This window comes from Pseudomonas sp. 29 (assembly GCF_002754355.1).
Lineage (GTDB): Bacteria > Pseudomonadota > Gammaproteobacteria > Pseudomonadales > Pseudomonadaceae > Aquipseudomonas > Aquipseudomonas neuropathica.
On record NZ_PEEY01000001.1, the window covers coordinates 134,925 to 159,105 of the forward strand.

A 24,181-nucleotide genomic window follows, 5' to 3' on the forward strand; every position below is an offset into this window, starting at 1 on the left:
GCGGTCTGTCAGTTGCTGGACTTGTCGAACTTGTCCGGATCTTCGTCTTCGGGCAGATCCTCATCCGGCTCTTCGGGATTGGCCGTGGTATGTGCCGGGCTGTTCGGTTCGGGATGCGTGGGAACCGGGTCGAATGCGCCCTGCTCTTCACTGGGGAATTTGGGATCGTTCATAAGGCACCTCGCAATGAGTCGGATGGAAGACTCTGTACATTCGAGGTGCCGGTCGTGGCAGTCGTTCCCGTCAATCCGCAACCGCAGGTCGGCGGATCAACCGGGCTTCAGGATCGCGCCTGTAATTGCTCGACGATCTTGTCTTTGACCTGCAAGCGCTTCTCTTTGAGTTTTTTCAGCGTGTCGTCGCTGGGAGCATCCGAGGTGGCAGTCTCGGCCTTGACTACGTCGGCGTCCGCCTGGGAATACTTGTTGATCAGTGCGTCCAGATGTGGATCCGCGGTGCGTTTTTGCTGGATCTCTTCCTTTGTAAGCTTCAAGTCCTGAAACAGGTCATGGGGAACCGGCATGGAACACCTCCGTCAGTTGATCGGCTGGCCAACGCGACCGATTGCGCTGGCCAGTTATCAGAATGGCCTCGGTTGCACGGTTCTGTCGACCACCTGTCAGACCAGCGGTGCCCGTTCGTCGCCCTGTCGCAAATGCGATCAAACCTTTGCTCGCCGTGTTCCCTCCATTGGTTAACACCAACAAAAACTGCGTGGAGATACACCAATGGACGGATTCAACCTGCGTCATCTGGTTCTGGCTGTCGCGTTGAGCAGCGGCATGGGCAGCGCTTTCGCTGCGACTGACAATGACTTCGTCGATAACGCCGCGGCCGGTGGTATTGCCGAAATCGAAACCAGCCGCCTCGCTTTGGAAAAAAGCCAATCGGCTGACATCAAAGCGTTCGCCAACATGATGATCACCGATCACGGCAAGGCCAACGATGAGCTGGCGACTATTGCCAAGGCCAATGACATCGAAGTGCCGGACGAAACGACGCTGGTCAAACAGGCCAAGGAAAAGATCCTCGATATGCGCGATGAGTCCTTCGACGCCGCTTACGCCAATAATCAGGTGAAGGCTCATGAAGAGACCATCGAGCTGTTCAAGAAACAAGCCAATACCGTGACGGATGACAAGGTCAAAGGCGCCCCTGAACTGAAGGCATTTGCACAGAAAATGTTGCCGGCGCTGGAGAAACATCTGGCAGTGGCGAAAGAGCTGCAGGCCAAGCATCCGAGCAAGTAAAAAGCTTTACCCTCACCCCAGCCCTCTCCCTGAGGGAGAGGGAGCCGATCGAGGTGAATGTTCGAGTTACATCGACCTGAAAGTCTTGCGTCGAGCTCAGGTTCTGAATAGACCCCGATCGGCTCCCTTTCCCCCTCGCCTTTCCGGAGAGCGAGACGGAGCCGATCGTGTTGAATGTTCGAGTCACACCGACCTGAAATCCAGAGTTGAACCTGGGTTTTGAAAGGCACCGAGATCGGCTCCCTTTCCCCTCGCCCCCTTGGGGGAGAGGGCTGGGGTGAGGGGGATCGATGTCAGCAACACCACAAACCCAAAGCAAAAAAAGGCCGCATCCAGATAGATGCGGCCTTGTCATATCCGCCGAAATCAACCGCCATCCGTATCAATATCAGCATCCGTCTCCTCCCCCGGCTTCGCCCGATCCGGCTGTGGTTTGAAACCCGGGCTGAACTCGTTGTCGTTGTCCGTGTGCTTGTTCTTCTGATCCACTGCCGGGTCTGCGCTCTGCGCCTGACCATCCTCGCCCTGCTGCTGTGTCGGCGACGGTTGCCCCGGCACCTGCGGGTCAATCGCTGGATCATTGCGGTTAATCGGTTCGCCAGATTGACTCTGCTTCGTTTGCTCGTTCATGGCCACCTCGTTGGTCAAAACACCCCCGACACACATCCGCCGGGTGTTAAAGATTCGAAGCCTGGCCCGCGCCAACGTTCAAAACTTCGCCGCCCGCTTGATGGTGCCAATCGGAACGCCGCAATTACCGGCTCAAGGCCCGAGCCAGAAACGGCGCGGTTTTGCTCTTCTTGCTCGCCGCAACCTTCTGCGGTGTACCCGCCACCACGATTCGACCGCCCTGATCCCCCGCGCCCGGCCCGATGTCGATCACCCAGTCACTCTGCGCGACCACGCGCATTTCGTGCTCAACGACAATCACCGTGTGCCCAGCCGTCACCAGCGTATCCAACTGCTCCAGCAACCGATCGACATCACGCGGATGCAGCCCGGTGGTCGGTTCGTCCAGCACGTACAAGGTCGCGCCGCGCTGGTTGCGTTGCAATTCGGTGGCCAGTTTGATCCGCTGCGCTTCGCCACCGGACAACTCCGTGGCCGGTTGCCCCAGGCGCAGATAACCCAGGCCAATATCGCGCAGCACTTCGAGTGACCGGCGAATCCCCGCTTGCTCGGCAAACACCGTCACCGCTTCCTCGACGGTCAATTGCAGCACCTGCGCAATGCTCAAACCCTCCCAGAGAATCGCCAGGGTCTGCGGGTTGTAGCGCGCGCCATGGCAGGTCGGGCACGGCGCATAAACACTGGGCATGAATAACAACTCGACACTGACAAAGCCTTCACCCTCGCAGGTGGCGCAACGGCCCTTGGCGACGTTGAAGGAAAACTGTCCGGCGTCGTAGCCGGCAGCCCGTGCCGCGTCGGTCGCGGCGTAGAGCTTGCGCACGTTGTCGAACAGCCCTGTGTAAGTGGCCAGATTGGAGCGTGGCGTGCGGCCGATGGGTTTCTGGTCGACCTGCACCAGTCGCTTGATCGACTCCAGCCCCGACGTCACCTGGCCGCTGCTGACCTGCGGCGCGGCGTCCTCGAGGCTGAGTTCTTCCGGCTCACTGTCTACCGTCGGCCGCCCTAACTGCGCGCCGACCAGTTCCAGCAAGGCCTGACTGACCAGACTCGATTTGCCCGAGCCAGACACGCCGGTCACCGAGGTAAAGCAGCCCAGCGGAAATTCAGCACTGAGATTATTCAGGTTATTGCGGGTGATCCCGTCGAGCTTCAGCCACGCCGTCGGTTTGCGCGCGGTGCGTGCCTGGCGCTGCGCTTCGGCAAACAGGTAGGCGCGAGTCTGCGATTGCTCGATCTCGGCCAGACCTGCCGGCGGGCCGCTGTACAGCACCTGCCCACCCTGCTCGCCCGCCGCCGGGCCGACGTCGATCAGCCAGTCGGCGCGGCGCATGGTTTCCACGTCGTGCTCGACCACAAACAGCGTGTTGCCGTCCGCCTTCAAGCGCTGCAACGCCTCGAACAACGCCTCGCCATCGGCCGGGTGCAAACCGGCGGAGGGTTCGTCGAGCACGTAGATCACCCCGAACAATTGCGAGCCCAGTTGCGTCGCCAAGCGCAAGCGCTGCAACTCACCGGACGACAGCGTCGGGGTGCTGCGCTCCAGCGCCAGATAACCGAGGCCCAGATCGGTCAGGGTGCTGACCCGCTCCAGCAGATCCTCGGCAATGCGCTGCGCCGCCAGGCGTTTTTCCAATGACAGGTTGGGCGTATGTCGCACATCCGGCGCACTGCCGTGCCCGCTGGCGCCGTGGGCCACGCGCTGCTGGCGGGCCTCGCGGGTTTGCGCGTGGCTTAAGGTCTCGCCGGTTTCTTCTGCGTGTTCGAGGTAGCTGGCCGCCGCCACCGGCCGCAGCACCTCGGCCACTTGCAGCAATGGCATCTGCGACAGCTCACCGATGTCATACCCGGCAAACGTCACCGACAACGCTTCACGTTTCAGGCGTTTGCCATCGCATAACGGGCAAGGGCTGCCGAGCATGAACTGCGAAACGCGCTTTTTCATCAGCGCACTTTGCGAGTGAGTAAACGTGTGGAGAATGTAGCGCCGGGCGCCAGTGAAGGTGCCCTGGTAACTCGGCTCCATCTTGCGTTTGAGGGCGACGCGGGTTTCTTCCGGGGTCAGCCCGGCGTACACCGGCACGGTCGGGGTTTCTTCGGTGAAGAGAATCCAGTCGCGCTGCTTTTTCGGCAGTTTTTTCCACGGGATGTCGACGTCGATGCCCATGGTCACGAGGATGTCGCGCAGGTTCTGCCCCTGCCACGCCAGCGGCCAGGACGCCACCGCGCGCTGGCGGATGGTCAGGTTCGGGTCCGGCACCATCAGCGCTTCGGTGACCTCGTACACCCGGCCGAGGCCATGGCATTCGGGGCACGCGCCTTGCGGGGTGTTCGGCGAGAAGTCCTCGGCATACAACATCGGTTGCCCCGGCGGATAACTGCCGGCGCGCGAATAGAGCATGCGGATCAGGCTCGACAGCGTGGTCACGCTGCCCACTGACGAGCGCGTACTCGGCGTGCCGCGTTGCTGTTGCAGGGCCACGGCCGGCGGCAGGCCTTCAATGGAGTCGACATCCGGCACGCCGACCTGATCGATCAGCCGTCGCGCGTACGGCGCCACCGACTCAAAGTAACGGCGCTGGGCCTCGGCATACAAGGTCGAGAACGCCAGTGACGACTTGCCAGACCCGGACACCCCGGTGAATACCACCAGCGCATCGCGGGGAATGTCGACATCAACGTTCTTCAGGTTGTGTTCACGGGCGCCACGTACCCGAACCATGCCGGTGGGCGCTTTGGAGGTGCGTTTGGAAGTCATCGACCTGCCTTGGTGAAGGAATGTTCTACGCTCAGCTACCGAGCACCACCCGAATCATCTGCAACATGGCTTCCGGGCTGTACGGTTTGCCAAGCAAGTGCGTGTCAGGGCTTAACTGGTGATTGCGTGAAATGATGTCGCGGGTGTGCCCGGAGGTGAACAGCACGGCCACCGGCGGTGTCTGCACCTTGGCCCAAGCGAACAGGTCGGAGCTTTTGATCAGCCCCGGCATGACCACGTCAGTGAAGATCAGGTCCACCTCGACACCTTCGAGGAGCATTTGCATGGCCGCATCGCCATGACCGGCGGTCAGCACGCGATAACCCTCCTCGCGCAACAATTCGACCGCCGAAGCGCGCACGGCGTCGTTGTCCTCGACCACCAGAATCGTTTCGTGGCCGCCGCTCTGCTGCCTTTGCAGACTGGGCGCCTCATCAAGGATCGGCCGCAGACTGCGCGGGAAGTACAACTGCACCCGCGTGCCCTCGCCGAGGGTGCTGGTGATCTCGACATGCCCGCCGCTCTGTTTGACGAAGCCAAACACCATGCTCAAGCCCAGCCCGGTGCCCTGACCGTCAGCCTTGGTGGTGAAGAACGGCTCAAACACTTGCTCAAGAATATCTGGCGGGATGCCGGCGCCGGAGTCACTGACCGCGACGCGGACAAACTCACCGGGAACGATGCCTTTACCGGCACAGAACTCGCGTTCGAGTCGCACGTTGGCAGCGCTGAGCGCAATGGTGCCCTCGCCCTTCATCGCATCGCGAGCATTGATCGCCAGGTTGAGAATGGCGTTTTCCAACTGGTTGCGGTCGACGTTGATGTGCCACGGCTTTTGCGGCAGTTGCACGTCGATCTGAATAGTCTCACCCAGCGCACGCTGCAGTAATTCGCCGACACCTTCGAAAATCTGCTGCGGGTTGCACACCGCCGGCGACAGAGGCTGGCGCCGGGCGAACGCAAGCAATTGCGAGGACAGCTTGGCGCCGCGCTCGACTGCTGCCAGCGAGGCGCTGACGCGGCGCTGCACGTTGGCATTGTTCGGTTCATGGCGCGCGAGCAGATGCAGATTGCCGGCGATCACTTGCAACAGATTATTGAAATCGTGGGCGACGCCGCCGGTCAGGCCACCAATCGCTTCAAGCTTCTGTGACTGGCGCAACTGCTCTTCAGCCGCCAGCCGCGCCTCGACTTCTTCGCCTACGCGCTGTTCGAGGTTGCGGGTAAATTTGAGCAGGGATTCTTCGGCGATCTTGCGTTCATGAATGTCGATCAGCACGCCGGGAAAGCGCAACGGCGCGCCGTGTTCGTCGAACTCGCAAGCGCCACTGGCCAACACCCAGGAATAACTGCCGTCACTGCGCCGCACGCGATATTCGGCGTTATACGGTTCACCGGTCTGCACGGAATGGACGACCCGTTCCTGCACCCAGGCGGCGTCATCGGGATGAATGCGCGACTCGGCGATGTCCTGCGGGAGGTCGCTAAGATCCTGATCCGGCGGATAGGAGAACGTGCGAGCGAATCGCTCGTCTGCCGACAACGTGTTGTTTTTCACGTCCCAGACAAACGAGCCGAGCAAGGCCCCGGCATTCAACGCCAGACGCACCCGCTCGTTGTCGGCGCGGTAAGCGCTTTCAGCTTCCTGCCGCCGGCGTTCGGAGTGCATGAACTCGGTGGTTTCCACCACCATCGCCATCACCCCGGCCGGCTTGCCGTCATCATTGGCCACCGGGCTGTAATACAGGTCCATCCAGACGTCTTCGGGGACGCCATCGCGCAACAGCACCAACTCTTTATTGCGAAACGACAAGGTGCCGCCGGCCAGGCAGGTATCGACCACATGCCGGTTGAAATCGGCGACTTCCGGCCAGCCCAGCTCCACCGGCGCACCGAGTAGATACGGGTGCCGACCACCGGCAAATTTCGAATAGGCATCGTTGTAGATCATGTACCCGGCATAGCCCCAGAGCATGACCATCGGCAGCGGCGACGCCAGCATCAGTTGCACAGCGCTGCACAGGCTGGCCGGCCAGCTGTTCAGCGGACCGAGTTCAGTATGGCTCCAGTCGAACGCACTGATGCGCCCGGCCATTTCGCCTTTCCAGCCGTCACAACCATGGCTATCGGATAAAAACTGCATCGACTGACTCAGTGTCCTGTGGTGATTGCCCGATAAATCGCGACGCCATAACGACGCGACGCCCGTCTGTTTCGAGCGCCTCCAGTCGCATTGGTTTCATATGATATATAGCCGATTTCATCCGCGCCCGGAACCTAAACCCCGATCAGGTGCTTGAGCGGGTGGTAGCCGGTTTTCATTTTGGCGGCGGCGTCGAGAATGGCCTTCTCGATGCCGTTCAGATGCGTGCAGGTCAGCTCGATGGCGGCGCTCTGATTGCCGGCCTCGATGTATTCGATCAGGCGCAGGTGTTCGTTGTCGCGGCAGACTTCATGGCTGTCGTCGTCCAGCGCTGCAGCGTACAGCGAAGCGCGGGAGATCAGTTTCTGGAACCAGTCGAGCAGCACCGGGTTATTCAGGCTGCACGCCAGTTTGATGTGGAACTCACCGAGCAGATGGATCAGCCGTTCGTGATCGCCCGCCGCGTGGGCTTCATCTTCCAGCAGCAGGTGTTCGCGCAAATCCTGCATCGCCGCGCTGTCCTTGCGCCGGCACAGTTCGGTAACGATGCCGATCTCGATCAGCCGGCGGGTTTCAAACAGCGAGCGGAGCTCTTCATTGCTCGGCAGCGACACCGATGCCCCTTTATTCGGCTCGGTGGTGACCAGTCCATCGGCCTCCAATTGCTTCAATGCCGCGCGCACCGACGTGCGGCTGACATTGAATAATTCGGCCAGCGAGGCCTCACCCAGTTTCATCCCCGGGCGCAACGAACGCTTGCTGATCGCCTCGTAAACCCCTTGGTAGACGCGGTCGACCGTGGTTTCCGGTTTCTTTTCGGTCATTTGGGCACTCCTTTAACGTCGAGCAACTGAGTGCCACGCAGGATATAGCCTTCGGCTTCGAGATGCAGGGTCTTGATTGCACGTTGAGTGCGGATCACCCATCGAGGCGGCGTCGCGCTACTTGTCTGCTCGTTGCAAGCAGGACATATGTGCCGGGAGGGGGCGGTGAGCAGGCTCACGCGTACATTTGATCTTTCCCACGCAGTGCGTGGGAAAGATCTTACCGGGCTCAGTCAGTGCCGTACTTCGGCGAGCGCGGGCCGTATAGCAGGCCTGCCCGGTGTCCGGCCGAGAGCAGACGATTGCTCGCCACACCGGCAATCGGGTAGCCGGCATCGGTGGAGCTGTTGATGATCTGCTTCACTGCCGCCGAGATCAGCATGCCGACGATACCGCCGGCATTGCTATTGCCGCCCTCTTCGCTCGACGCCCGGGCCGAACCGGTCCACAGCGTCGTGCCACTTTTCAGGTCGACCAGTTTCGCCGTCGCGGTCACTGCTGTTTCGCTGCTGATCACCATGTAGCGCGTACCGTATTCGGTCACGGTGATGTACAGCGCAGCGTCCGCACCGAAGATTTCCTTCAATTTGCCTGGCGGTGCCTGGTGGATGTCGTCCGGGGTGCTCAGACCGTTCTGGCGGAACGTCTCATCAACCAGCGCAATCGGCAGCACGTAGTAACCGGCTTCGGCCAGTGGGAAGGTCACCTGCGACAACAGGCTGTAGGACGCCTTCACATCCGGCGAAGTGTTCAGCGGAGGCAGCACCAGAATGGTTTTCGGCCGCGCCTGTTTGTAGGCCGAGTAATCCACGGTCTTGGGCGCAACGCAGCCGCCCAGCACGGTCAGGGCCAGACCGGCGACCAGCAGTTTCAAGGTGCGCGCGATCATTTCGCGTCTCCGGTCTTGGCGTTTTTGAGCAGGAAATCCATGTACGTCCCAGACTCAGGGAACAGGGTTTTCTCGGTTTTGAACTGCTGCACCATCTGGTCGTCCTTGCCCATGCTCAGATAGAGCAGGCCAAGGTGCGCGTGGTAACCCGGCGGTACAGCCTTGCCGGTGGAGCGGATTTTCTGCAAGTCACGTTCCAGCGCTTCGGCCTGGGCTTCTTTCGGCTCTTCGCCTTTGAAGTATTCGTAGACCTGGGGCTCGTAACCTTCCCACTGGTACAGGGTTTGCGGGCCGGAGGCACAACCGGCCAACAAGGCGCTGGCGGCCAGCGTCAGCGCCATCAGCGCGCGCGACAAAGTCAGATTCATGGGTGTTGCTCCTTGCAATGGGCGTCGATCAGTTGCCCGGTTTCCAGGCACCGGCGTTCATGCCATCGACCAGACGATTGATCGCCTCGCGCATGGCCAGATCCAGTACTTTGCCGTTGAGGGTGGAGTCGTAGGCAGCGGTGCCGCCGAAACCGATGATTTCGCGGTTGGACAAGGCGTATTCGCCGGCGCCCTGGGTCGAATAGACCACTTCGGAGGTACTGATATTGACGATATTCAGGTTGACCTTGGCGTAGGCCACCTGAGTCTTGCCACGGCCGAGGATGCCGAACAGTTGGTGATCGCCGGTCTCTTTGCGGCCAAACTCGGTGACGTCGCCGGTCACCACGTAATCAGCACCTTTCAGACGCTGAGCCTGGCCCTTGATCGCCGCTTCCTGCTGGATTTCACCCATGTTGTCGCGATCCAGCACGCTGAAGCGGTTGGTCTGCTGCAAATGGGTGATCAGGATGGTCTTGGCCTGACCGCCGAGACGGTCGACGCCGTCGGAGAAAATCCCGCGCATATAGCTGGAGCGGTTGTCGAACTTGCCCACGGCCATCGGCACACGAACGCCGGTCCAGACTTGTGTGGCGCTTTCAACCTTGGCCACCGGCAGCGCGCGGGAGCTTTCAGTGGCGCAACCGGCGAGTGTGCCGGCAATCGTGCCGAGCACGGCAATCGCAACGCCTGAGACCAGCATCCGGGAGATCATTCTCACTGAGTATTCCTTTTGAAAAACGGGGATGCCCCGACACGGCAAGGCGCTCGGGAGCTGAAAAGGGGCGGCATTATGACAAAGTGCCATCATTCACGACAGGCTTTTTTGACGCCAATGAATTGGCCGTCTTGAACATAAGCAAAACCCCTGTAGGAGTGAGCCTGCTCGCGATAGCGGTGTGTCATTCACGTTGATGTTGTCTGACACACCGCTATCGCGAGCAGGCTCACTCCTACAAGGGTTGTGTTGATCAATGGAAATCGCGGCTCTGCACGCGGATGCCATTGAGCAGCGAGCTGAGGTCGCTCAGGCGGCCGGCGATCAGGTGGCGCACTTCGCCTTCGCGCTCCCAGCGGCCGTCGACTTTCAGCAGTTGCGAGCCCACCAGCACTTGCCGTTGACGCTCGGCCAGATCCCGCCAGACCACCACGTTGACGTTGCCGAACTCATCTTCCAGCGTCACAAAGGTCACGCCACTGGCGGTGCCCGGTCGTTGCCGTCCCGTCACCAGCCCGGCGATGCTCACCGGTCGGCCATGTTCGACTTCAAGCAACTCCTGCGAACTGCGGCAGCGCCGGGCTTTGAGTTCGCCGCGCAACAGTGCCAGCGGATGCGGCCCCAACGTGGTGCCGACGGTGCTGTAATCGGCGTGCAGATCCTCGCCAACGCTGGGTTTGGGTAGTACCACCTCAGGCTCCTCCTGACTCGGCAACCCGGCAAACAGGCCCAGCTGTTTCTGCACCCCGGCGACTTCCCAGCGCGCCCGATGCCGATGTCCGGCCAGGCCACGCAACGCCCCGGAATCGGCGAGCAACGCCTGCGCCCGACTGTCGAGCGCCGCCCGCTCGCCCAGGTCGGCGACATCGGCAAATGCCCCGCGCGCGCGCGCCGCTTCGATGCGCCGGGCATCGTCCTCGCGAAAACCCTTGATCATCCGCAGGCCCATGCGAATCGCCGGTTGCGCCGTCGTGGTGGTTTCCAGGCTGCAATCCCAGTCACTGGCGCGCACGTCGACCGGGCGGATCTGCAACTGATGGCGGCGCGCATCCTGGAGAATCTGGTCCGGGCTGTAGAAGCCCATTGGCCAGCTATTGATCAACGCGCAGGCGAACGCCGCCGGTTCGTGGCACTTGAGCCAGCAACTGGCGTAAGTCAGCAAGGCAAAACTGGCGGCGTGGGACTCGGGAAAACCGTAGCTGCCGAAGCCTTTGATCTGCTCGAAAATCTGCGCGGCGAACTCCGGCGTGTAGCCGTTCTTCTTCATGCCGGCGGCGAGGCGTTCCTTGTGCGGTTCCAGTCCACCGTGGCGTTTCCACGCAGCCATCGAGCGACGCAACTGATCAGCCTCGCCGGGGCTGTAATCGGCGGCGACGATGGCGATCTGCATCACCTGTTCCTGAAACAGCGGCACGCCGAGGGTTCTTTCCAGAACAACCTTGAGCTCTGGTGACGGGTAGGTTTCCTCTTCTTCCTTGTTCCGGCGACGCAGATACGGATGCACCATCCCGCCCTGAATCGGTCCCGGGCGGACGATGGCCACCTCAATCACCAGATCGTAGAACTTCGCCGGTCTCAGGCGCGGCAGCATCGACATCTGCGCCCGCGACTCGATCTGGAACACGCCGATGGTGTCAGCGCGGCTGATCATGTCGTAGGTCGGTTTGTCTTCGGCTGGAATCGTCGCCAGGCTCAGATCCAGATTGCGATGGTGGCGCAGCAGGTCGAAGCAGCGGCGAATCGCGCTGAGCATGCCGAGGGCGAGAATATCCACCTTGAGCAGGCCGACTGCATCGAGGTCATCCTTGTCCCACTGAATGATCGTGCGCTCGGCCATGGCGGCGTTCTCCACCGGCACCAGCGTGTCCAGCGGCTGCTCGGAAATCACAAAGCCGCCGGGATGCTGCGACAGGTGCCGGGGGAAACCGATCAACTGCCCGGTCAGGCTCAGCACTCGGCGCAGCACCGGGCTGTCCGGGTCGAAACCGCCTTCGAGCAAACGCGCGACCGGCGGTGTTTCATCGCTCCAGTGGCCGCAGCAATCAGCCAGTGCGTTGATCTGATCCGGCGGCAGGCCCAAGGCCTTGGCCACGTCGCGCACCGCGCCGGCAGCGTGGTAGGTGCTGACCACCGCCGTCAGCGCCGCACGACCACGGCCGTAACGGCGAAACACGTATTGCAGGACTTCTTCGCGGCGCTCGTGCTCGAAGTCGACGTCGATGTCCGGCGGCTCGTTGCGCTCCTTGGACATGAAGCGTTCGAACAGCAGCGTGGTGCGATCCGGGTCGATTTCGGTGATGCCCAAGGCAAAACACACCGCCGAGTTGGCCGCAGAGCCACGGCCCTGACACAGAATCTTCTGCTGGCGGGCGAAGTGCACCACATCGTGCACGGTGAGAAAGTAGCTTTCGTAACCGAGTTCGGCGATCAGCTTCAGTTCATCGTCGATCTGCTTGAGCACTTTGGCTTGAGGCCCCTGTGGCCAGCGCCAGGCGATGCCCTCTTCGGTCAGATGCCGTAGCCAGGAACTGGCGCTGTGCCCTTCCGGCACCAGTTCTTTCGGATACTGATAACGCAACTCGCCCAGGTCGAAGGTGCAGCGCCGGGCCAGGCTCACCGACTCATCGAGCAAGGCCTGCGGATACAACTCGCGCACGACCTCGACACTGCGTAAATGCCGTTCGCCATTGGGGTGCAAACGTAACCCCGCCTCGGCCACCGGCACGTGATGACGGATCGCAGTCATGGTGTCCTGCAAGGCACGCCGGCCACGGGCGTGCATGTGCACATCGCCGCTGGCCACGGCAGGAATCTGCAACTCGGCGGCCAGCCCCAACATCGCCGCCAACCGCTGCTGATCGTCCTGGCCACGATGCAATTGCACCGCCAGCCACAACCGTTCGCCAAAGGTCTGCTGCAGCCATCGCCCCTCCTCCACGTCATCAAGCGAGTCCGGCACCCACAACACCAGCAACCCCGGCAACGGCTCGGCGAAGTCTTCGCGCAGCACCTGATACTGGCCTTTCTGCGTGCGCCGTCGGGCGCGGGTGATCAGGCCGCACAGCGCTTGATAGCCCGCCAGATTCTCCACCAGCAGCACCAGTTTCGGGCCGTTTTCGATACGCACTTCGCTGCCGATGACCAGCGGCAGCTCCACCGATTTCGCCGCTTGCCAGGCCCGAACGATCCCGGCCAGCGTGCATTCATCGGTGATCGCCAGTGCCTGATAGCCGTGCTTTTTTGCGCGCTGGAACAGTTCCAGCGCACTGGACGCACCGCGTTGAAAACTGAAGTTCGACAGGCAGTGCAGTTCGGCATAACCGTCGTTCATGCAAACCAGCCCTGCAGCCACAGCGGACCGCCCTCACCCACCGCCCGATAAGCCCAGCCCTGCTGACCGGCGCGATTCTGGATCAGGTAATAATCACGGCGCACGTCGTCACCGTCCCACCAGCCGGATTCGATGCGCTCCGGGCCCATGAGAATCCGCGCCGAACCTTCCGCCACGCTTTGTGGCTCGCCGAGCAACCAGCCCGGACGATGCACGTTCGGCAAGCCTGCGCAGCGTTGTTTATCAACGCCGTGCTGCCACGCGCACTCGGGACGATGATCGGCCTGAAAACGCAACCCCTGCACGGCGTCATCTCCCAAGCGCGCACGCAGGCGTTCGCGCAACTGCTCCCACGGCAAGGTCTGCTGCGGACGGTCGTCGAACAGTTGCTGAAACTGCGGCACGAAACTCGGCAGGTCCTCGGCGCGCAGACGAAAGCCGCGCACGGGCGCCTCGACTTGCACTTGTTCCAGCCGGCCACGGGCCAGTTCGAAGAGCATCGCCGGATCACGTTCGGCGCTGAGCAGGCCGACCTTGATGATGCTGTCCGGCAGCCCGGCGTGTTCCAGGTGCAGATCGAAACGCTGCACGCCGCTGTCACGCCCGCAGAGGAACGCCGACAGATCGCCGGTCAAACGGCGTAACGGGAACAACAGTGCCTGATGGGACTGCACGTCAAAGTTGAGTTCGATGCGTACGTCGAAACGATCCGGCGGCAGGTAAAACGCCAGCGCCAATGGCCGCGCGCCGAACAGCGTGTCGAGATGCTTGAGCATCTGCGCTTCGAACCGTCGTGCCAGTGCCTGACGCGGCAGGCTCTGCACCTGACTGAGATTGCGCAGGCCCATGCGCGACAACGCCGTGGCCACCGCTGGCTCCAGACCGACACGGTCGACCGGCAACTGACCGAGGTGATGCTGCAAGGCCTCGCCGTCCGGCACCACCAAGCCGTCATAGGCGTTGGCCAGCACCCGCGCCGCCACGGGATTCGGTGCCGCGACGATGCGATGGCGGAAGCCCAGGTCGGTCAGTTCCCGGCGCAGTCGTGCTTCGAACTGCGCCCACGAACCGAACAGACCCAGGCTGGATTCGATTTCGAACACCACGGTGCGTGGGTAATGCACGCTGACCTGCGAACTGAAACGGTAGGCCCACGCAGCGAGAAACTGCTGCCAGTGTTCGACCTCGGCGGCCTCGTAATCAGCCGTGGCAAAGTCTTTGCTCATCGCCTGCGCAGCGGTCATCGACTGGCCTGCGCGCAAACCAAGCTTGCGCGCCGCCGGGTTGACCGCTTGCAACACCCGGCGCTGGGCCGGGCCGTTAAGCAGCACCAACGGTTCATCGGGATCGGGACGCTGACGCAGCACGGCGTCCAGAGCCAATTGCGGAAACAGGATACACACCCAGCGCATGGTGACCTCAGTGCCCCACAGCAAAGGCAATCGGTGCCGTACGCGCCAGCCCGCCACGGCACTTGAGTACGCGCAACTGTGCAGGTCTGGCGTCGATGGCAATGCGTAACGCCGCCGGTGACGGGTTGATCGCTTCGCTCAACGGCCGCCAGGCAAACGCCAGGGTCTGACCGGTTTCCGCCGCCACCTGCAAACGGCGCAACGCGCGATCATCAGCCTTGTGCGGCCAGCACAGCACCGCGCCGCAACTGCCCGAACGTAAACATTGTTCCGCCGCCCACAAGGCATCGCGCTCGGTGGCCTGGATCACCGACAACTGGCGCAGATCGACCCCGGCGCTTGCCCACGCCTGCGGGTACGGCACGAACGGCGGCGCCACCAGCACGATGCGCTCGCCCGCCGCCGACAATCGCGCCAGCGTCGGCCAGACCAGCTGCAGTTCGCCGACACCGGGACCGGCCAGGAGGATTTCGCTCAACGCCGCTTCCGGCCAGCCACCGCTGGGCAGTGCCGCGTCCAGCGCGGCGTGGCCGGTCGGCTGCGGGCTGGCGGCCGGTGGCGCAGGCCGGCCTTTCCAGACCTGGCCGCCATTGAACAGCGTATCCAACGCAACGACGGCGCCCATCAGCCTTGCCTCACCAGACCGCAAAACACCCCTTCGATGGCCAGATCCTGATCGTCACGCACGACAATCGGCTGATACGCCGGGTTGCGCGGCAACAGCCGCACGGCATCGCCCAGCCGTTCGAAACGTTTGATGGTGACTTCACCGTCGAGGCGCGCTACGACGATCTGGCCGTTGAGCGCCTCGGGATTGCGCTTCACGCCGACCAGATCGCCGTCAAGAATGCCGTCCTCGATCATCGAATCGCCCTGCACCCGCAGCATGTAATCGGGCGTGCGGGAGAACAGCGCCGGGTCGAGCAGCAAGCGGCTATGGATGTCGGCATCGGCGCCAATCGGCGCACCGGCAGCGACGCGGCCGAGTACGGGAATGTCGAGCAATTCCGGGCGCGCCGGCTGCCCGAGCAGGCGAATACCCCGGGCCTGATGCGGATTGACCTCGATAAAACCGGCTTCGGTGAGCGCGAGTACATGCTTACGCGCCACGCTGCGCGAGGCAAAACCAAAAGCCTCGCTGATTTCAGCGAGGCTTGGGGGCTGACCGTGTTCGGCGATTCGATCGCGGATAAAAGTCAGAATGGCAGTACGGCGGGGAGTCAGGTTCGTCATGGAGTACATTTGTACTCCTGTAGGATTTTCCTGACAAGCACCGCAGGTCGGCCCAGGCCGACGCAGGAGTTGCCGAAGGTTCGGCAGCGCCTGCATTGATCTTCAATGGTCACTTGATCAGGGTGAAGTGGCCTGCCGATACTCGCGTGGCGTAAACCCGGTCGACGCCTTGAACTGGCGCGTGAACGCGCTGTGATCGGTGTAGCCGCATTGCAGCGCCACGTCCGTTATCGGCAGGTCGGTGTGCAGCAATCGATGCGCATGCTCCAGGCGTACTTTCTGGATCATCTGCCGTGGCGTCAGGTGGAATACCCGTTTGCAGTAACGCTCCAGTTGCGCCACGGAAATACCGGCGATGCGGGTCAGTTCACCGAGGGTCACGCGGCGATTGAAATTCGCGCGAATATGCTCATCGACAGCCGCCAGCCGCTCGAATGCCGGGTGGGTTTCGCTGGCCGATTGCAGGTCCACCGAAATCCCCGCCAGACCGATAATCACCCCGTCACGGTTATACAGTGGCTGCTTGTGCGTCAGGCACCACCCCGGTTCGCGGCTGCCGTACAGATGCAGTTCGAGCTGATCCTCCAGCACAAAACCCTCCTCCAGCACCTTGCGATCCTGCTCGGTGTAGCCCGGCCCGAGTTGCGCCGGAAACACCTGCGCGCTGGTCTTGCCCAGTAACGGACGCAAATCCTTCAAGCCACAGCGCTGCACCAGTGTGCGGTTGGCAAGCACGTAACGGGCCTGCACATCCTTGATGAAAATCGCCGCATTGGGGATCACATCAAGCATCGGCAACAACAGCGCTGCGCCGGCCAAGAGTTCCTCCAGTGTCTGCGGACGCTGGCCATTCATGCCTTGAGCCAGGATCGAAAACGCCTGCTGCATCAAAGATTCCCCTCGTAACGTGGACAGACCAAATGCCCGCCATGCGCCGTTCGCCCGCAGATTGCAGCATCGTTCGCGGCGTGTCGAGGGCCATGTTTTATCGGCGTCATTGTGCTGATTTCGTCATCGAAGCCAGCAAAAAACATCAATCGCCGCGAGGTCGATGAGTTCAAAGTCTGGCCGTCCCAGTGACACAACTGCCTATCCAATAACTCACAAGAAGGCGATGCCATGTCAGGCCAAGGCAAGTTCAAAAAACAGCTTTCACTGATCGACCTCACATTTATCGGGCTGGGGGCGATCTTCGGTTCCGGCTGGTTGTTCGCGGCCAGTCATGTGTCCGCCATTGCCGGCCCGGCGGGGATTTTTTCCTGGCTGCTGGGCGGCTTCGCCGTGTTGTTGCTGGGCATCGTCTATTGCGAACTCGGCGCTGCACTGCCGCGTGCCGGCGGCGTGGTGCGTTATCCGGTTTACTCCCACGGGCCGCTGCTCGGCTACTTGATGGGCTTCATCACCCTGATTGCGTTTTCCAGTCTGGTCGCCATCGAAGTGGTCGCTTCGCGCCAATACGCAGCGGCGTGGTTTCCCGGCCTGTCCAAAGCTGGCACCGGCGATCCGACGATTCTCGGCTGGCTGGTGCAGTTCGGGCTGTTGTGCGTGTTCTTCCTGCTCAACTACCGCAGCGTGAAAACCTTCGCCAAGGCCAACAATCTGGTCAGCGTGTTCAAATTCATCGTGCCGTTGCTGGTGATCGGGGTGCTGTTCACCTTCTTCAAACCGGCCAACTTCGAGGTGCAAGGCTTTGCCCCGTTTGGCCTGTCCGGCGTCGAGATGGCCGTGTCGGCGGGTGGCATCATTTTCGCGTATCTGGGCCTGACGCCGATCATCTCGGTGGCCAGTGAAGTGAAGAATCCGCAGCGCACCATTCCCATTGCGTTGATCCTCTCGGTGCTGCTGTCGACACTAATTTACGTGCTGCTGCAAATGGCCTTTCTTGGCAGCATCCCGACGGAAATGCTCGCCAACGGCTGGGCCGGAATCAGCAAGGAATTTGCCCTGCCGTATCGCGATATCGCGCTGGCGCTGGGCGTGGGCTGGCTGGCGTATCTGGTGGTCGCCGACGCGGTGATCTCGCCGAGCGGCTGCGGCAACATCTACATGAACGCGACCCCGCGAGTGATCTATGGCTGGGCGCAGACCGGGACCTTCTTCAAGGTCTTCACCCACATCGATGAAAAGTCCGGCATCCCGCGCCCGGCGCTGTGGCTGACCTTCGCCCTGTCGGTGTTCTGGACGTTGCCGTTCCCGTCGTGGGAGGCGCTGATCAACGTGGTCTCCGCTGCGCTGGTGTTGAGCTACGCCGTGGCGCCGGTGTCGGTGGCTGCGCTGCGCCGCAATGCGCCGGACATGCCTCGGCCGTTCCGGGTCAAGTGCATGGGCGTGCTCGGGCCGGTGTCGTTCATCATCGCCGCGCTGATCGTCTACTGGTCGGGCTGGAGCACCGTGTCGTGGCTGCTCGGTCTGCAGATCCTGATGTTCGTGGTGTATCTGCTGTGCGGTCGATTTGTGCCAACCGCTCACCTGAATCTGGCCAGCCAAGTGCGTTCCTCGGCGTGGCTGATCGCCTTCTACGCGGTGACCATCGTGCTGTCGAAACTCGGCACCTTCGGCGGCCTCGGCATCCTCGCCCATCCATTCGACACCCTTGTCGTCGCGGCGTGTGCCACCGGCATTTACTACTGGGGCGCGGCGACCGGTGTACCGGCGCATCTGCTGCGCCTGGAAGAGGACGACGAGGAAAGCGAAATCGCTGCCCCCGCCTCGACCGTCTCTGCGCGCCCTGCCGGCGCCTACTGAAATCATCCAACGGGACATGTTCATGAAACGAGTACACGTGATTGATTCCCACACCGGCGGTGAACCGACGCGCTTGGTAATGAACGGCTTCCCCGAGCTGCCCGGCAACAGCATGGTCGAGAAGCGCGATGCGCTGCGCACTCAACATGATCAATGGCGCCGCGCCTGCCTGCTGGAACCGCGCGGCAATGATGTGCTGGTCGGCGCGTTGTATTGCGAACCGGTCTCGGCGGACGCCACTTGCGGGGTGATCTTCTTCAACAACGCCGGCTACCTCGGCATGTGCGGCCACGGCACCATCGGCCTGATCAACTCGCTGCAGTACCTGGGGCAAATCGAACCGGGCGAGCACAAAATCGACACCCCGGTCGGCCCGGTCAGCGCCACGTTGCATGACGACGGAACCGTCACCCTGGGCAACGTCCCCGCTTATCGCCATCGCCAACAGGTGCCGGTGGATGTGCCGGGTTACGGCCGCGTGTTGGGCGACATCGCCTACGGCGGCAACTGGTTTTTCCTCGTTTCCGAGCACGGTCAGACGCTGACCATGGACAACGTCGAACACCTCACGGCGTACACCTGGGCCATGCTCAAGGCCCTCGAAGACCAAGGCATTTACGGCGAGGACGGCGCGGTGATCGATCACATCGAACTGTTCGCCGATGACGATCAGGCCGACAGCCGCAACTTCGTCATGTGCCCCGGCAAAGCCTACGACCGCTCCCCGTGCGGCACCGGCACCAGCGCCAAACTCGCCTGTCTGGCCGCCGACGACAAGCTGCAACCCGGCGCAACCTGGGTGCAGGCAAGCATCACCGGCAGCCAGTTTGAAGGTCGCTTCGAATGGCAAGGCGAACGCATCCGCCCGTACATCACCGGCCGCGCTTACATGACCGCCGACAGCACCTTGCTGATCGACGAAGCAGACCCGTTCGCGTGGGGCATCTGAACCGCCACGCTGACTTTTCACCTCAATTTGAATGATGTGCCAAGGAGTTAAAACAATGAGCGACAACATCTTCACCGGTTGCATGCCGGCCCTGATGACCCCGTGCACCGCCCAGCGCAAACCGGACTTCGATGCCTTGGTGGCCAAGGGTCGCGAGCTGATCGATATCGGCATGAGCGCCGTGGTTTATTGCGGCTCGATGGGGGACTGGCCGCTGCTGACCGAGGCCGAGCGTCAGGAAGGCGTGGCGCGTCTGGTCGCGGCAGGCATTCCGACGATCGTGGGCACTGGCGCGGTGAACTCACGCGAAGCGGTTTCCCACGCGGCCCATGCGGCGAAAGTCGGCGCGCAGGGTTTGATGGTGATTCCCCGCGTCCTGTCTCGCGGCGCTTCGGTCACCGCGCAAAAGGCCCATTTCGCCGCGATTCTGCAAGCCGCGCCAAATTTGCCGGCGGTGATCTACAACAGCCCTTACTACGGCTTTGCCACCCGCGCTGACCTGTTCTTCGAACTGCGCCGCGAGTACCCGAATCTGATCGGCTTCAAGGAATTCGGCGGTGGCGCCGACCTGCGTTACGCCGCCGAAAACATCACCTCCAAGGACGATGACGTGACCTTGATGGTCGGCGTCGACACGCAAGTGGTGCACGGTTTCGTCAACTGCAACGCCACCGGCGCCATCACCGGCATCGGCAACGCCCTGCCCCGCGAGGTGCTGCAACTGGTCGCCCTGAGCAAGCAAGCGGCCAAAGGTGACGCCAAGGCCCGGCGTCAGGCGCGGGAACTGGAATCGGCGCTGGCGGTGCTGTCGTCGTTCGATGAAGGCTGCGACCTGGTGCTGTATTACAAACACCTGATGGTGCTCAACGGCGACAAGGAATACACCCTGCACTTCAACGAAACCGATGCGTTGAGCGACTCGCAGCGGCGGTATGCCGAGAAGCAGTATTCGCTGTTCCGTCACTGGTACGAGAACTGGTCGGCGGAACAGAACTTCGCCTGATCACGTCCCCCTCACCTGCCGCGAAGCCTTGTGATTCGCGGCAGGCCTCCCTCTTTTTATCAGGAAGACACCATGACTTTGACGGGCCACATGCTGATCGGGCAACACATGATTGCCGGCAATCGCAGCGCCATTCGCGGGATCAATCCGGCTACGAATGAAACGCTGGAACCGGCGTACGCCGGTGGAGCGGCCGAGCATGTCGAACAGGCCTGCGCGCTGGCCTGGGCAGCGTTCGATGTTTATCGCGAGACAACCCTGAATGTCCGCGCTGAATTCCTGCAATGCATTGCCGAAGAAATCGAAGGCCTCGGCGATGAACTGATCGACCGTGCCCACGCCGAAACCGGCCTGCCGCACGCGCGTCTGCTAGGTGAACGCGGGCGTACTTGCCAACAACTGAGAATGTTCGCTCGCACGGTCCGCGCCGGTGAATGGCTGGATGTGCGTGTCGATAGCGCGCAGCCGCAACGCCAGCCGTTGCCGCGCGCCGATCTGCGTCAACGGCAGATCGCGCTGGGGCCGGTCGCGGTGTTTGGCGCGAGCAATTTCCCCCTGGCGTTCTCCGTGGCCGGCGGTGACACCGCATCGGCGCTGGCCGCCGGTTGCCCAGTGATCGTCAAGGCCCACAGTGCGCATCCCGGCACCAGCGAACTGGTCGGCCGCGCCGTCGCTCGGGCGGTAAAAAACTGTGGTTTGCCGGAAGGCGTGTTCTCGTTGCTGTACGGTTCCGGCCGCGAAGTGGGCATTGCGCTGGTCACGGATCCACGGATTAACGCAGTGGGTTTCACCGGCTCGCGTAGCGGTGGTCTGGCGCTGATGCAAGCGGCGCAAGCGCGGCCCGAGCCGATTCCGGTGTACGCGGAAATGAGTTCGATCAATCCGGTGTTGCTGTTTCCGGCGGCGCTGGATAAACGCACGCAAGCATTGGCGGAAGGGTTTGTGGCTTCGCTGACATTAGGCGCGGGCCAGTTTTGCACCAATCCGGGCTTGGTGATTGCCTTGAAAGGACCGGCGTTGGACAAGTTCATCGCCGCCACCGCCGAGGTGATTCAACGCAGCCCCGCGCAGACGATGCTGACACCCGGCATCTTCAGTGCTTACGAATCTGCCGTGAATGCGCTGGCCGAAAATGCCGCTGCACGCATCACCGGCATCGGTCAGACCGGCAACGGCCCGAATCAATGCCAGGCCCATGTATTCGTGACCGAAGCCGCCGACTTTCTCGCCGATCAGCGCCTGCAAGCCGAAGCGTTCGGTGCGGCGGCGCTGATCGTGCAATGCGGCAGTGAAGCGGAAATACGCCAGGTCGCGGAACACCTGGAAGGCCAGTTGACCGCGACGTTGCACCTGGATGAGCCAGACCTGCAACAGGCCCGCGCTCTGCTGCCGACGCTGGAACGCAAGGCCGGCCGGTTGCTGGTCAACGGCTGGCCAACCGGCGTCGAGGTGTGTGACGCGATGGTGCATGGCGGGCCTTTCCCGGCCACCTCCGACGCCCGCACGACTTCGGTCGGTACTGCGGCGATCCTGCGGTTCCTGCGCCCGGTGTGCTATCAGGACTTCCCGGACAGCTTGTTGCCTACCGCACTGAAACAGGCCAATCCGCTGCAATTGCGCCGTCTGCTCGATGGCCAAAGGGAAGCGCAGCACCATGGCGAATAACGGCTCCCACGACATCGCCGTGGTCGGCGCCGGCATCATCGGCGTCGCCTGCGCACTGCGTCTGGCTCGCCAAGGGTTGCGCGTGGTCGTGATCGATCAGCAGCAACCCGGCCACGGCGCCTCGTTCGGCAACGCCGGGCATCTGGCGACCGAGCAGGTATTTCCGATTGCCGACGTGTCCATCCTCAAGCGCCTGCCGGCCATGCTGATGGACCCGATGGGGCCGTTGCGACTGGACTGGAAATACCTGCCGCGCGCCCTGCCATGGTTCACCCGCCTGCTGCTGAATCTGCGCCCGGTGTCTTTTCAGAACACCGTGGCGGGTTTGCGCGCGCTCAATGAAAACAGCCTGGACGCCTGGCAGCGCTTGCTCGCCGACATCCAGAGGCCGGACTTGCTGAAGATCGATGGTTCGCTGCTGGTGTTCGAACGCCCCGAATCGCGTCAGGCCATCCAGGCATTACAGGCTCGCCTGCATCAGCAGCAGGTACCGGTCGATTACTGGCAGGCCGGTGCCATCCGCGAAACCGCGCCGCAACTCAGTGAACAGATCCAGGGCGGTTTGTTCTTTCCACGCACCGGGCACTTTATCGATCCCTACCGCGTGGTGTGCGAACTGGTCGAAGCGGCCAAGGCCAGCGGCGTGAGTTTTGTCCAGCAACAGGTTCAGGGCGGCTACGTGCAGGAGCACGGGGTTACGCTGACCACTGGCAATGGCGGCCTGACTGCCAGCCGCGTCCTGATCGCCTGCGGCGCACATTCAGCAAAACTCACCGCCGCCCTCACCGGCAAAAAAGTCCCACTGGACACCGAGCGCGGCTATCACCTGATGCTGCCGCAGGAACACGACCGACTGCCCTTCCCCGTGACCTCGCTGGAGCGCAAATTCATCATGACGCCAATGTCCGAAGGGTTGCGCCTGGCTGGCACGGTTGAATTCGCCGGACTGGAGAAACCACCGAACATGGAGCGCGCGTGGCAATTGCATCGGTTGAGTCAGGGCTTGTTTCGCCAGGATCTGAATGCTGAAGCAGCGACGCCGTGGATGGGTTTTCGACCGTCATTGCCCGATTCATTACCGGTGATCGATCAGGTGTGCGGGGGCAAGGTGTTGCTTGCTTTTGGGCATCAGCATCTGGGGCTGACGCAGGCGGCGGTGACGGCGGAGATGGTGGTGCGGATGGCGGGCCTGTACGCCTTCCCGGCAACGGCATTGCCGAGTGGCGAGCCCTATAGGTTGGCGCGTTTCTGACGGCACTGATCTGCAAGTTCGACGGTGAGCGAGCGTAGCTGCGTTGCCGCCGTTTTTTTTCAACATCAAGAGCGCCCGATAGGAATAGGCAATGCTCGAAGATAAACCGGCATAGGTGCCCCGTTTGCTGATCGCTACCATGGACTCAGACCTGACCCAATGGGAGCTCGACATGACTCACACTAAAACCCTGTTCATCACCGGCGTCAGCAGCGGTTTCGGCCATGCGCTGGCCAATGAAGCCATTGCCAACGGCCACCGTGTCATCGGCACTGTGCGCAATGAAACCGACCTGAAAAACTTCCAGGCACTGTCCCCGGACAACGCTTACGGGGTGGTGCTGGACGTCACTGATTTCGAGCGGATCGACAGCGTCGTTGCGCAAGTCGAAGCCACTCACGGCCCCGTCGACGTTTTGGTCAACAACGCCGGATATGGCCACGAAGGCATTTGCGAAGAATCACCGCTGCAAGACATGCGTCGTCAATTCGACGTCAACGTGTTCGGCGCGGTGGCGGTGATCAAAGCGTTTCTGCCCTTCTTTCGCCAGCGTCGTGCGGGGCACATCCTCAATATCACCTCCATGGGTGGCACCATTACCATGCCGGGCATCGCTTACTACTGCGGTAGCAAATTTGCGCTCGAAGGGATCTCCGATACCCTGAGCAAGGAGCTGCAGCCGTTCAACATCTTCGTCACTGCCGTCGCACCGGGTTCGTTCCGCACGGATTGGGCGGGCCGTTCGATGCAACGCACCGCGCGCAGCATTGCCGACTATGACGCCAGTTTCGATCCGATCCGCAAAGCCCGCGAAGAGAAAAGCGGCAAGCAACTCGGCGACCCGCAAAAGGCTGCCCAAGCGATGCTGCAGATCATCGCCAGCCCGACACCACCGGCCCATTTGCTATTGGGCAGTGACGCCTTGCGTCTGGTCCGTGACAAACTGAAAAATGCTGCCAGCGAGATTGACCAATGGGAAACGCTGAGCCGGTCCACCGATCATTGAGAGAG

The 24,181-nt window shown here is 62.0% G+C and carries 21 protein-coding genes; 7 read left to right on the forward strand and 14 right to left on the reverse strand.

All coding sequences use genetic code 11. The features are described from left to right. Positions 1 to 8: 8 nt before the first annotated feature. A complete protein-coding gene (locus tag CLU80_RS30085; RefSeq protein ID WP_007912545.1) occupies positions 9 to 173 on the reverse strand; it encodes a hypothetical protein in 165 nt (54 codons plus the stop codon). Positions 174 to 280: 107 nt separating this feature from the next. Next, entirely contained in the window at positions 281 to 523 is a 243-nt protein-coding gene (locus tag CLU80_RS00635; protein ID WP_099756464.1) for an HP1242/YdcH family protein, read from the reverse strand. Positions 524 to 728: 205 nt separating this feature from the next. On the opposite strand from CLU80_RS00635, the gene CLU80_RS00640 reads away from it, so the two are divergent. After that, on the forward strand, positions 729 to 1,250 hold the full coding sequence (locus CLU80_RS00640) for a DUF4142 domain-containing protein (RefSeq protein WP_099756465.1): 522 nt from the start codon (positions 729 to 731) through the stop codon (positions 1,248 to 1,250). 366 nt (positions 1,251 to 1,616) lie between these two features. On the opposite strand, the gene CLU80_RS00645 is transcribed toward CLU80_RS00640, so the two are convergent. The 12 genes from CLU80_RS00645 to CLU80_RS00700 all read right to left on the reverse strand — a co-directional run bounded on the left by CLU80_RS00645 (position 1,617) and on the right by CLU80_RS00700 (position 16,444). After that, positions 1,617 to 1,880 carry a hypothetical protein gene (locus CLU80_RS00645; protein WP_099756466.1) on the reverse strand — a complete coding sequence of 88 codons (264 nt, stop codon included), beginning with the start codon at positions 1,878 to 1,880 and terminating at the stop codon, positions 1,617 to 1,619. Between the two features lie 124 nt (positions 1,881 to 2,004). Continuing rightward, positions 2,005 to 4,638: an excinuclease ABC subunit UvrA gene (locus CLU80_RS00650; protein WP_095126638.1), complete on the reverse strand. Its 2,634-nt coding sequence runs from the start codon at positions 4,636 to 4,638 to the stop codon at positions 2,005 to 2,007. Between the two features lie 31 nt (positions 4,639 to 4,669). Then, the gene (locus tag CLU80_RS00655; protein WP_099756467.1) at positions 4,670 to 6,781 is read right to left on the reverse strand and encodes a hybrid sensor histidine kinase/response regulator; all 2,112 of its coding nucleotides are present in this window, start codon (positions 6,779 to 6,781) and stop codon (positions 4,670 to 4,672) included. A gap of 134 nt (positions 6,782 to 6,915) precedes the next feature. After that, complete coding sequence (locus CLU80_RS00660; protein WP_095047854.1) at positions 6,916 to 7,605, reverse strand: GntR family transcriptional regulator; 690 nt, start codon at positions 7,603 to 7,605, stop codon at positions 6,916 to 6,918. A 229-nt stretch (positions 7,606 to 7,834) separates the two neighbouring features. Further along, on the reverse strand, positions 7,835 to 8,494 hold the full coding sequence (locus tag CLU80_RS00665; RefSeq protein WP_093430822.1) for a DUF799 domain-containing protein: 660 nt from the start codon (positions 8,492 to 8,494) through the stop codon (positions 7,835 to 7,837). Beyond that, entirely contained in the window at positions 8,491 to 8,862 is a 372-nt protein-coding gene (locus CLU80_RS00670) for a DUF4810 domain-containing protein (RefSeq protein ID WP_093430820.1), read from the reverse strand. Before CLU80_RS00670 ends, CLU80_RS00665 begins: the two co-directional genes overlap by 4 nt. Before the next feature lie 28 nt (positions 8,863 to 8,890). Then, positions 8,891 to 9,577 carry a CsgG/HfaB family protein gene (locus CLU80_RS00675; RefSeq protein ID WP_161986630.1) on the reverse strand — a complete coding sequence of 229 codons (687 nt, stop codon included), beginning with the start codon at positions 9,575 to 9,577 and terminating at the stop codon, positions 8,891 to 8,893. Between the two features lie 256 nt (positions 9,578 to 9,833). Next, complete coding sequence (locus CLU80_RS00680; protein WP_218251728.1) at positions 9,834 to 12,932, reverse strand: error-prone DNA polymerase; 3,099 nt, start codon at positions 12,930 to 12,932, stop codon at positions 9,834 to 9,836. Beyond that, positions 12,908 to 14,323 (reverse strand): Y-family DNA polymerase, encoded by a 1,416-nt coding sequence (locus CLU80_RS00685; protein ID WP_099756468.1) that lies wholly within the window; start codon positions 14,321 to 14,323, stop codon positions 12,908 to 12,910. The genes CLU80_RS00680 and CLU80_RS00685 overlap by 25 nt, the downstream gene beginning before the upstream one ends. 7 nt (positions 14,324 to 14,330) lie before the next feature. Next, positions 14,331 to 14,948 (reverse strand): translesion DNA synthesis-associated protein ImuA, encoded by a 618-nt coding sequence (gene imuA, locus CLU80_RS00690; RefSeq protein ID WP_093430813.1) that lies wholly within the window; start codon positions 14,946 to 14,948, stop codon positions 14,331 to 14,333. After that, positions 14,948 to 15,565: a transcriptional repressor LexA gene (gene lexA, locus CLU80_RS00695; protein ID WP_093430810.1), complete on the reverse strand. Its 618-nt coding sequence runs from the start codon at positions 15,563 to 15,565 to the stop codon at positions 14,948 to 14,950. The genes imuA and lexA overlap by 1 nt, the downstream gene beginning before the upstream one ends. Positions 15,566 to 15,673: 108 nt before the next feature. Continuing rightward, positions 15,674 to 16,444: an AraC family transcriptional regulator gene (locus tag CLU80_RS00700; protein WP_093430807.1), complete on the reverse strand. Its 771-nt coding sequence runs from the start codon at positions 16,442 to 16,444 to the stop codon at positions 15,674 to 15,676. Between the two features lie 231 nt (positions 16,445 to 16,675). On the opposite strand from CLU80_RS00700, the gene CLU80_RS00705 reads away from it, so the two are divergent. The 6 genes from CLU80_RS00705 (at position 16,676) to CLU80_RS00730 (ending at position 24,176) form a co-directional block, all read left to right on the forward strand. After that, positions 16,676 to 18,301, forward strand: coding sequence for an APC family permease (locus CLU80_RS00705; protein WP_099756469.1), 1,626 nt, complete (start codon positions 16,676 to 16,678; stop codon positions 18,299 to 18,301). Between the two features lie 22 nt (positions 18,302 to 18,323). After that, positions 18,324 to 19,250 carry a 4-hydroxyproline epimerase gene (locus CLU80_RS00710; protein WP_093431672.1) on the forward strand — a complete coding sequence of 309 codons (927 nt, stop codon included), beginning with the start codon at positions 18,324 to 18,326 and terminating at the stop codon, positions 19,248 to 19,250. A gap of 55 nt (positions 19,251 to 19,305) precedes the next feature. Then, positions 19,306 to 20,253: a dihydrodipicolinate synthase family protein gene (locus CLU80_RS00715; RefSeq protein ID WP_007916052.1), complete on the forward strand. Its 948-nt coding sequence runs from the start codon at positions 19,306 to 19,308 to the stop codon at positions 20,251 to 20,253. 72 nt (positions 20,254 to 20,325) lie between these two features. Further along, positions 20,326 to 21,918, forward strand: a complete 1,593-nt coding sequence (locus tag CLU80_RS00720; RefSeq protein ID WP_099756470.1) for an aldehyde dehydrogenase (NADP(+)) — start codon at positions 20,326 to 20,328, stop codon at positions 21,916 to 21,918. After that, a complete protein-coding gene (locus tag CLU80_RS00725; RefSeq protein ID WP_099756471.1) occupies positions 21,908 to 23,170 on the forward strand; it encodes an NAD(P)/FAD-dependent oxidoreductase in 1,263 nt (420 codons plus the stop codon). The genes CLU80_RS00720 and CLU80_RS00725 overlap by 11 nt, the downstream gene beginning before the upstream one ends. A 172-nt stretch (positions 23,171 to 23,342) precedes the next feature. Continuing rightward, entirely contained in the window at positions 23,343 to 24,176 is an 834-nt protein-coding gene (locus CLU80_RS00730; RefSeq protein ID WP_099756472.1) for an oxidoreductase, read from the forward strand. Positions 24,177 to 24,181: the final 5 nt, after the last annotated feature.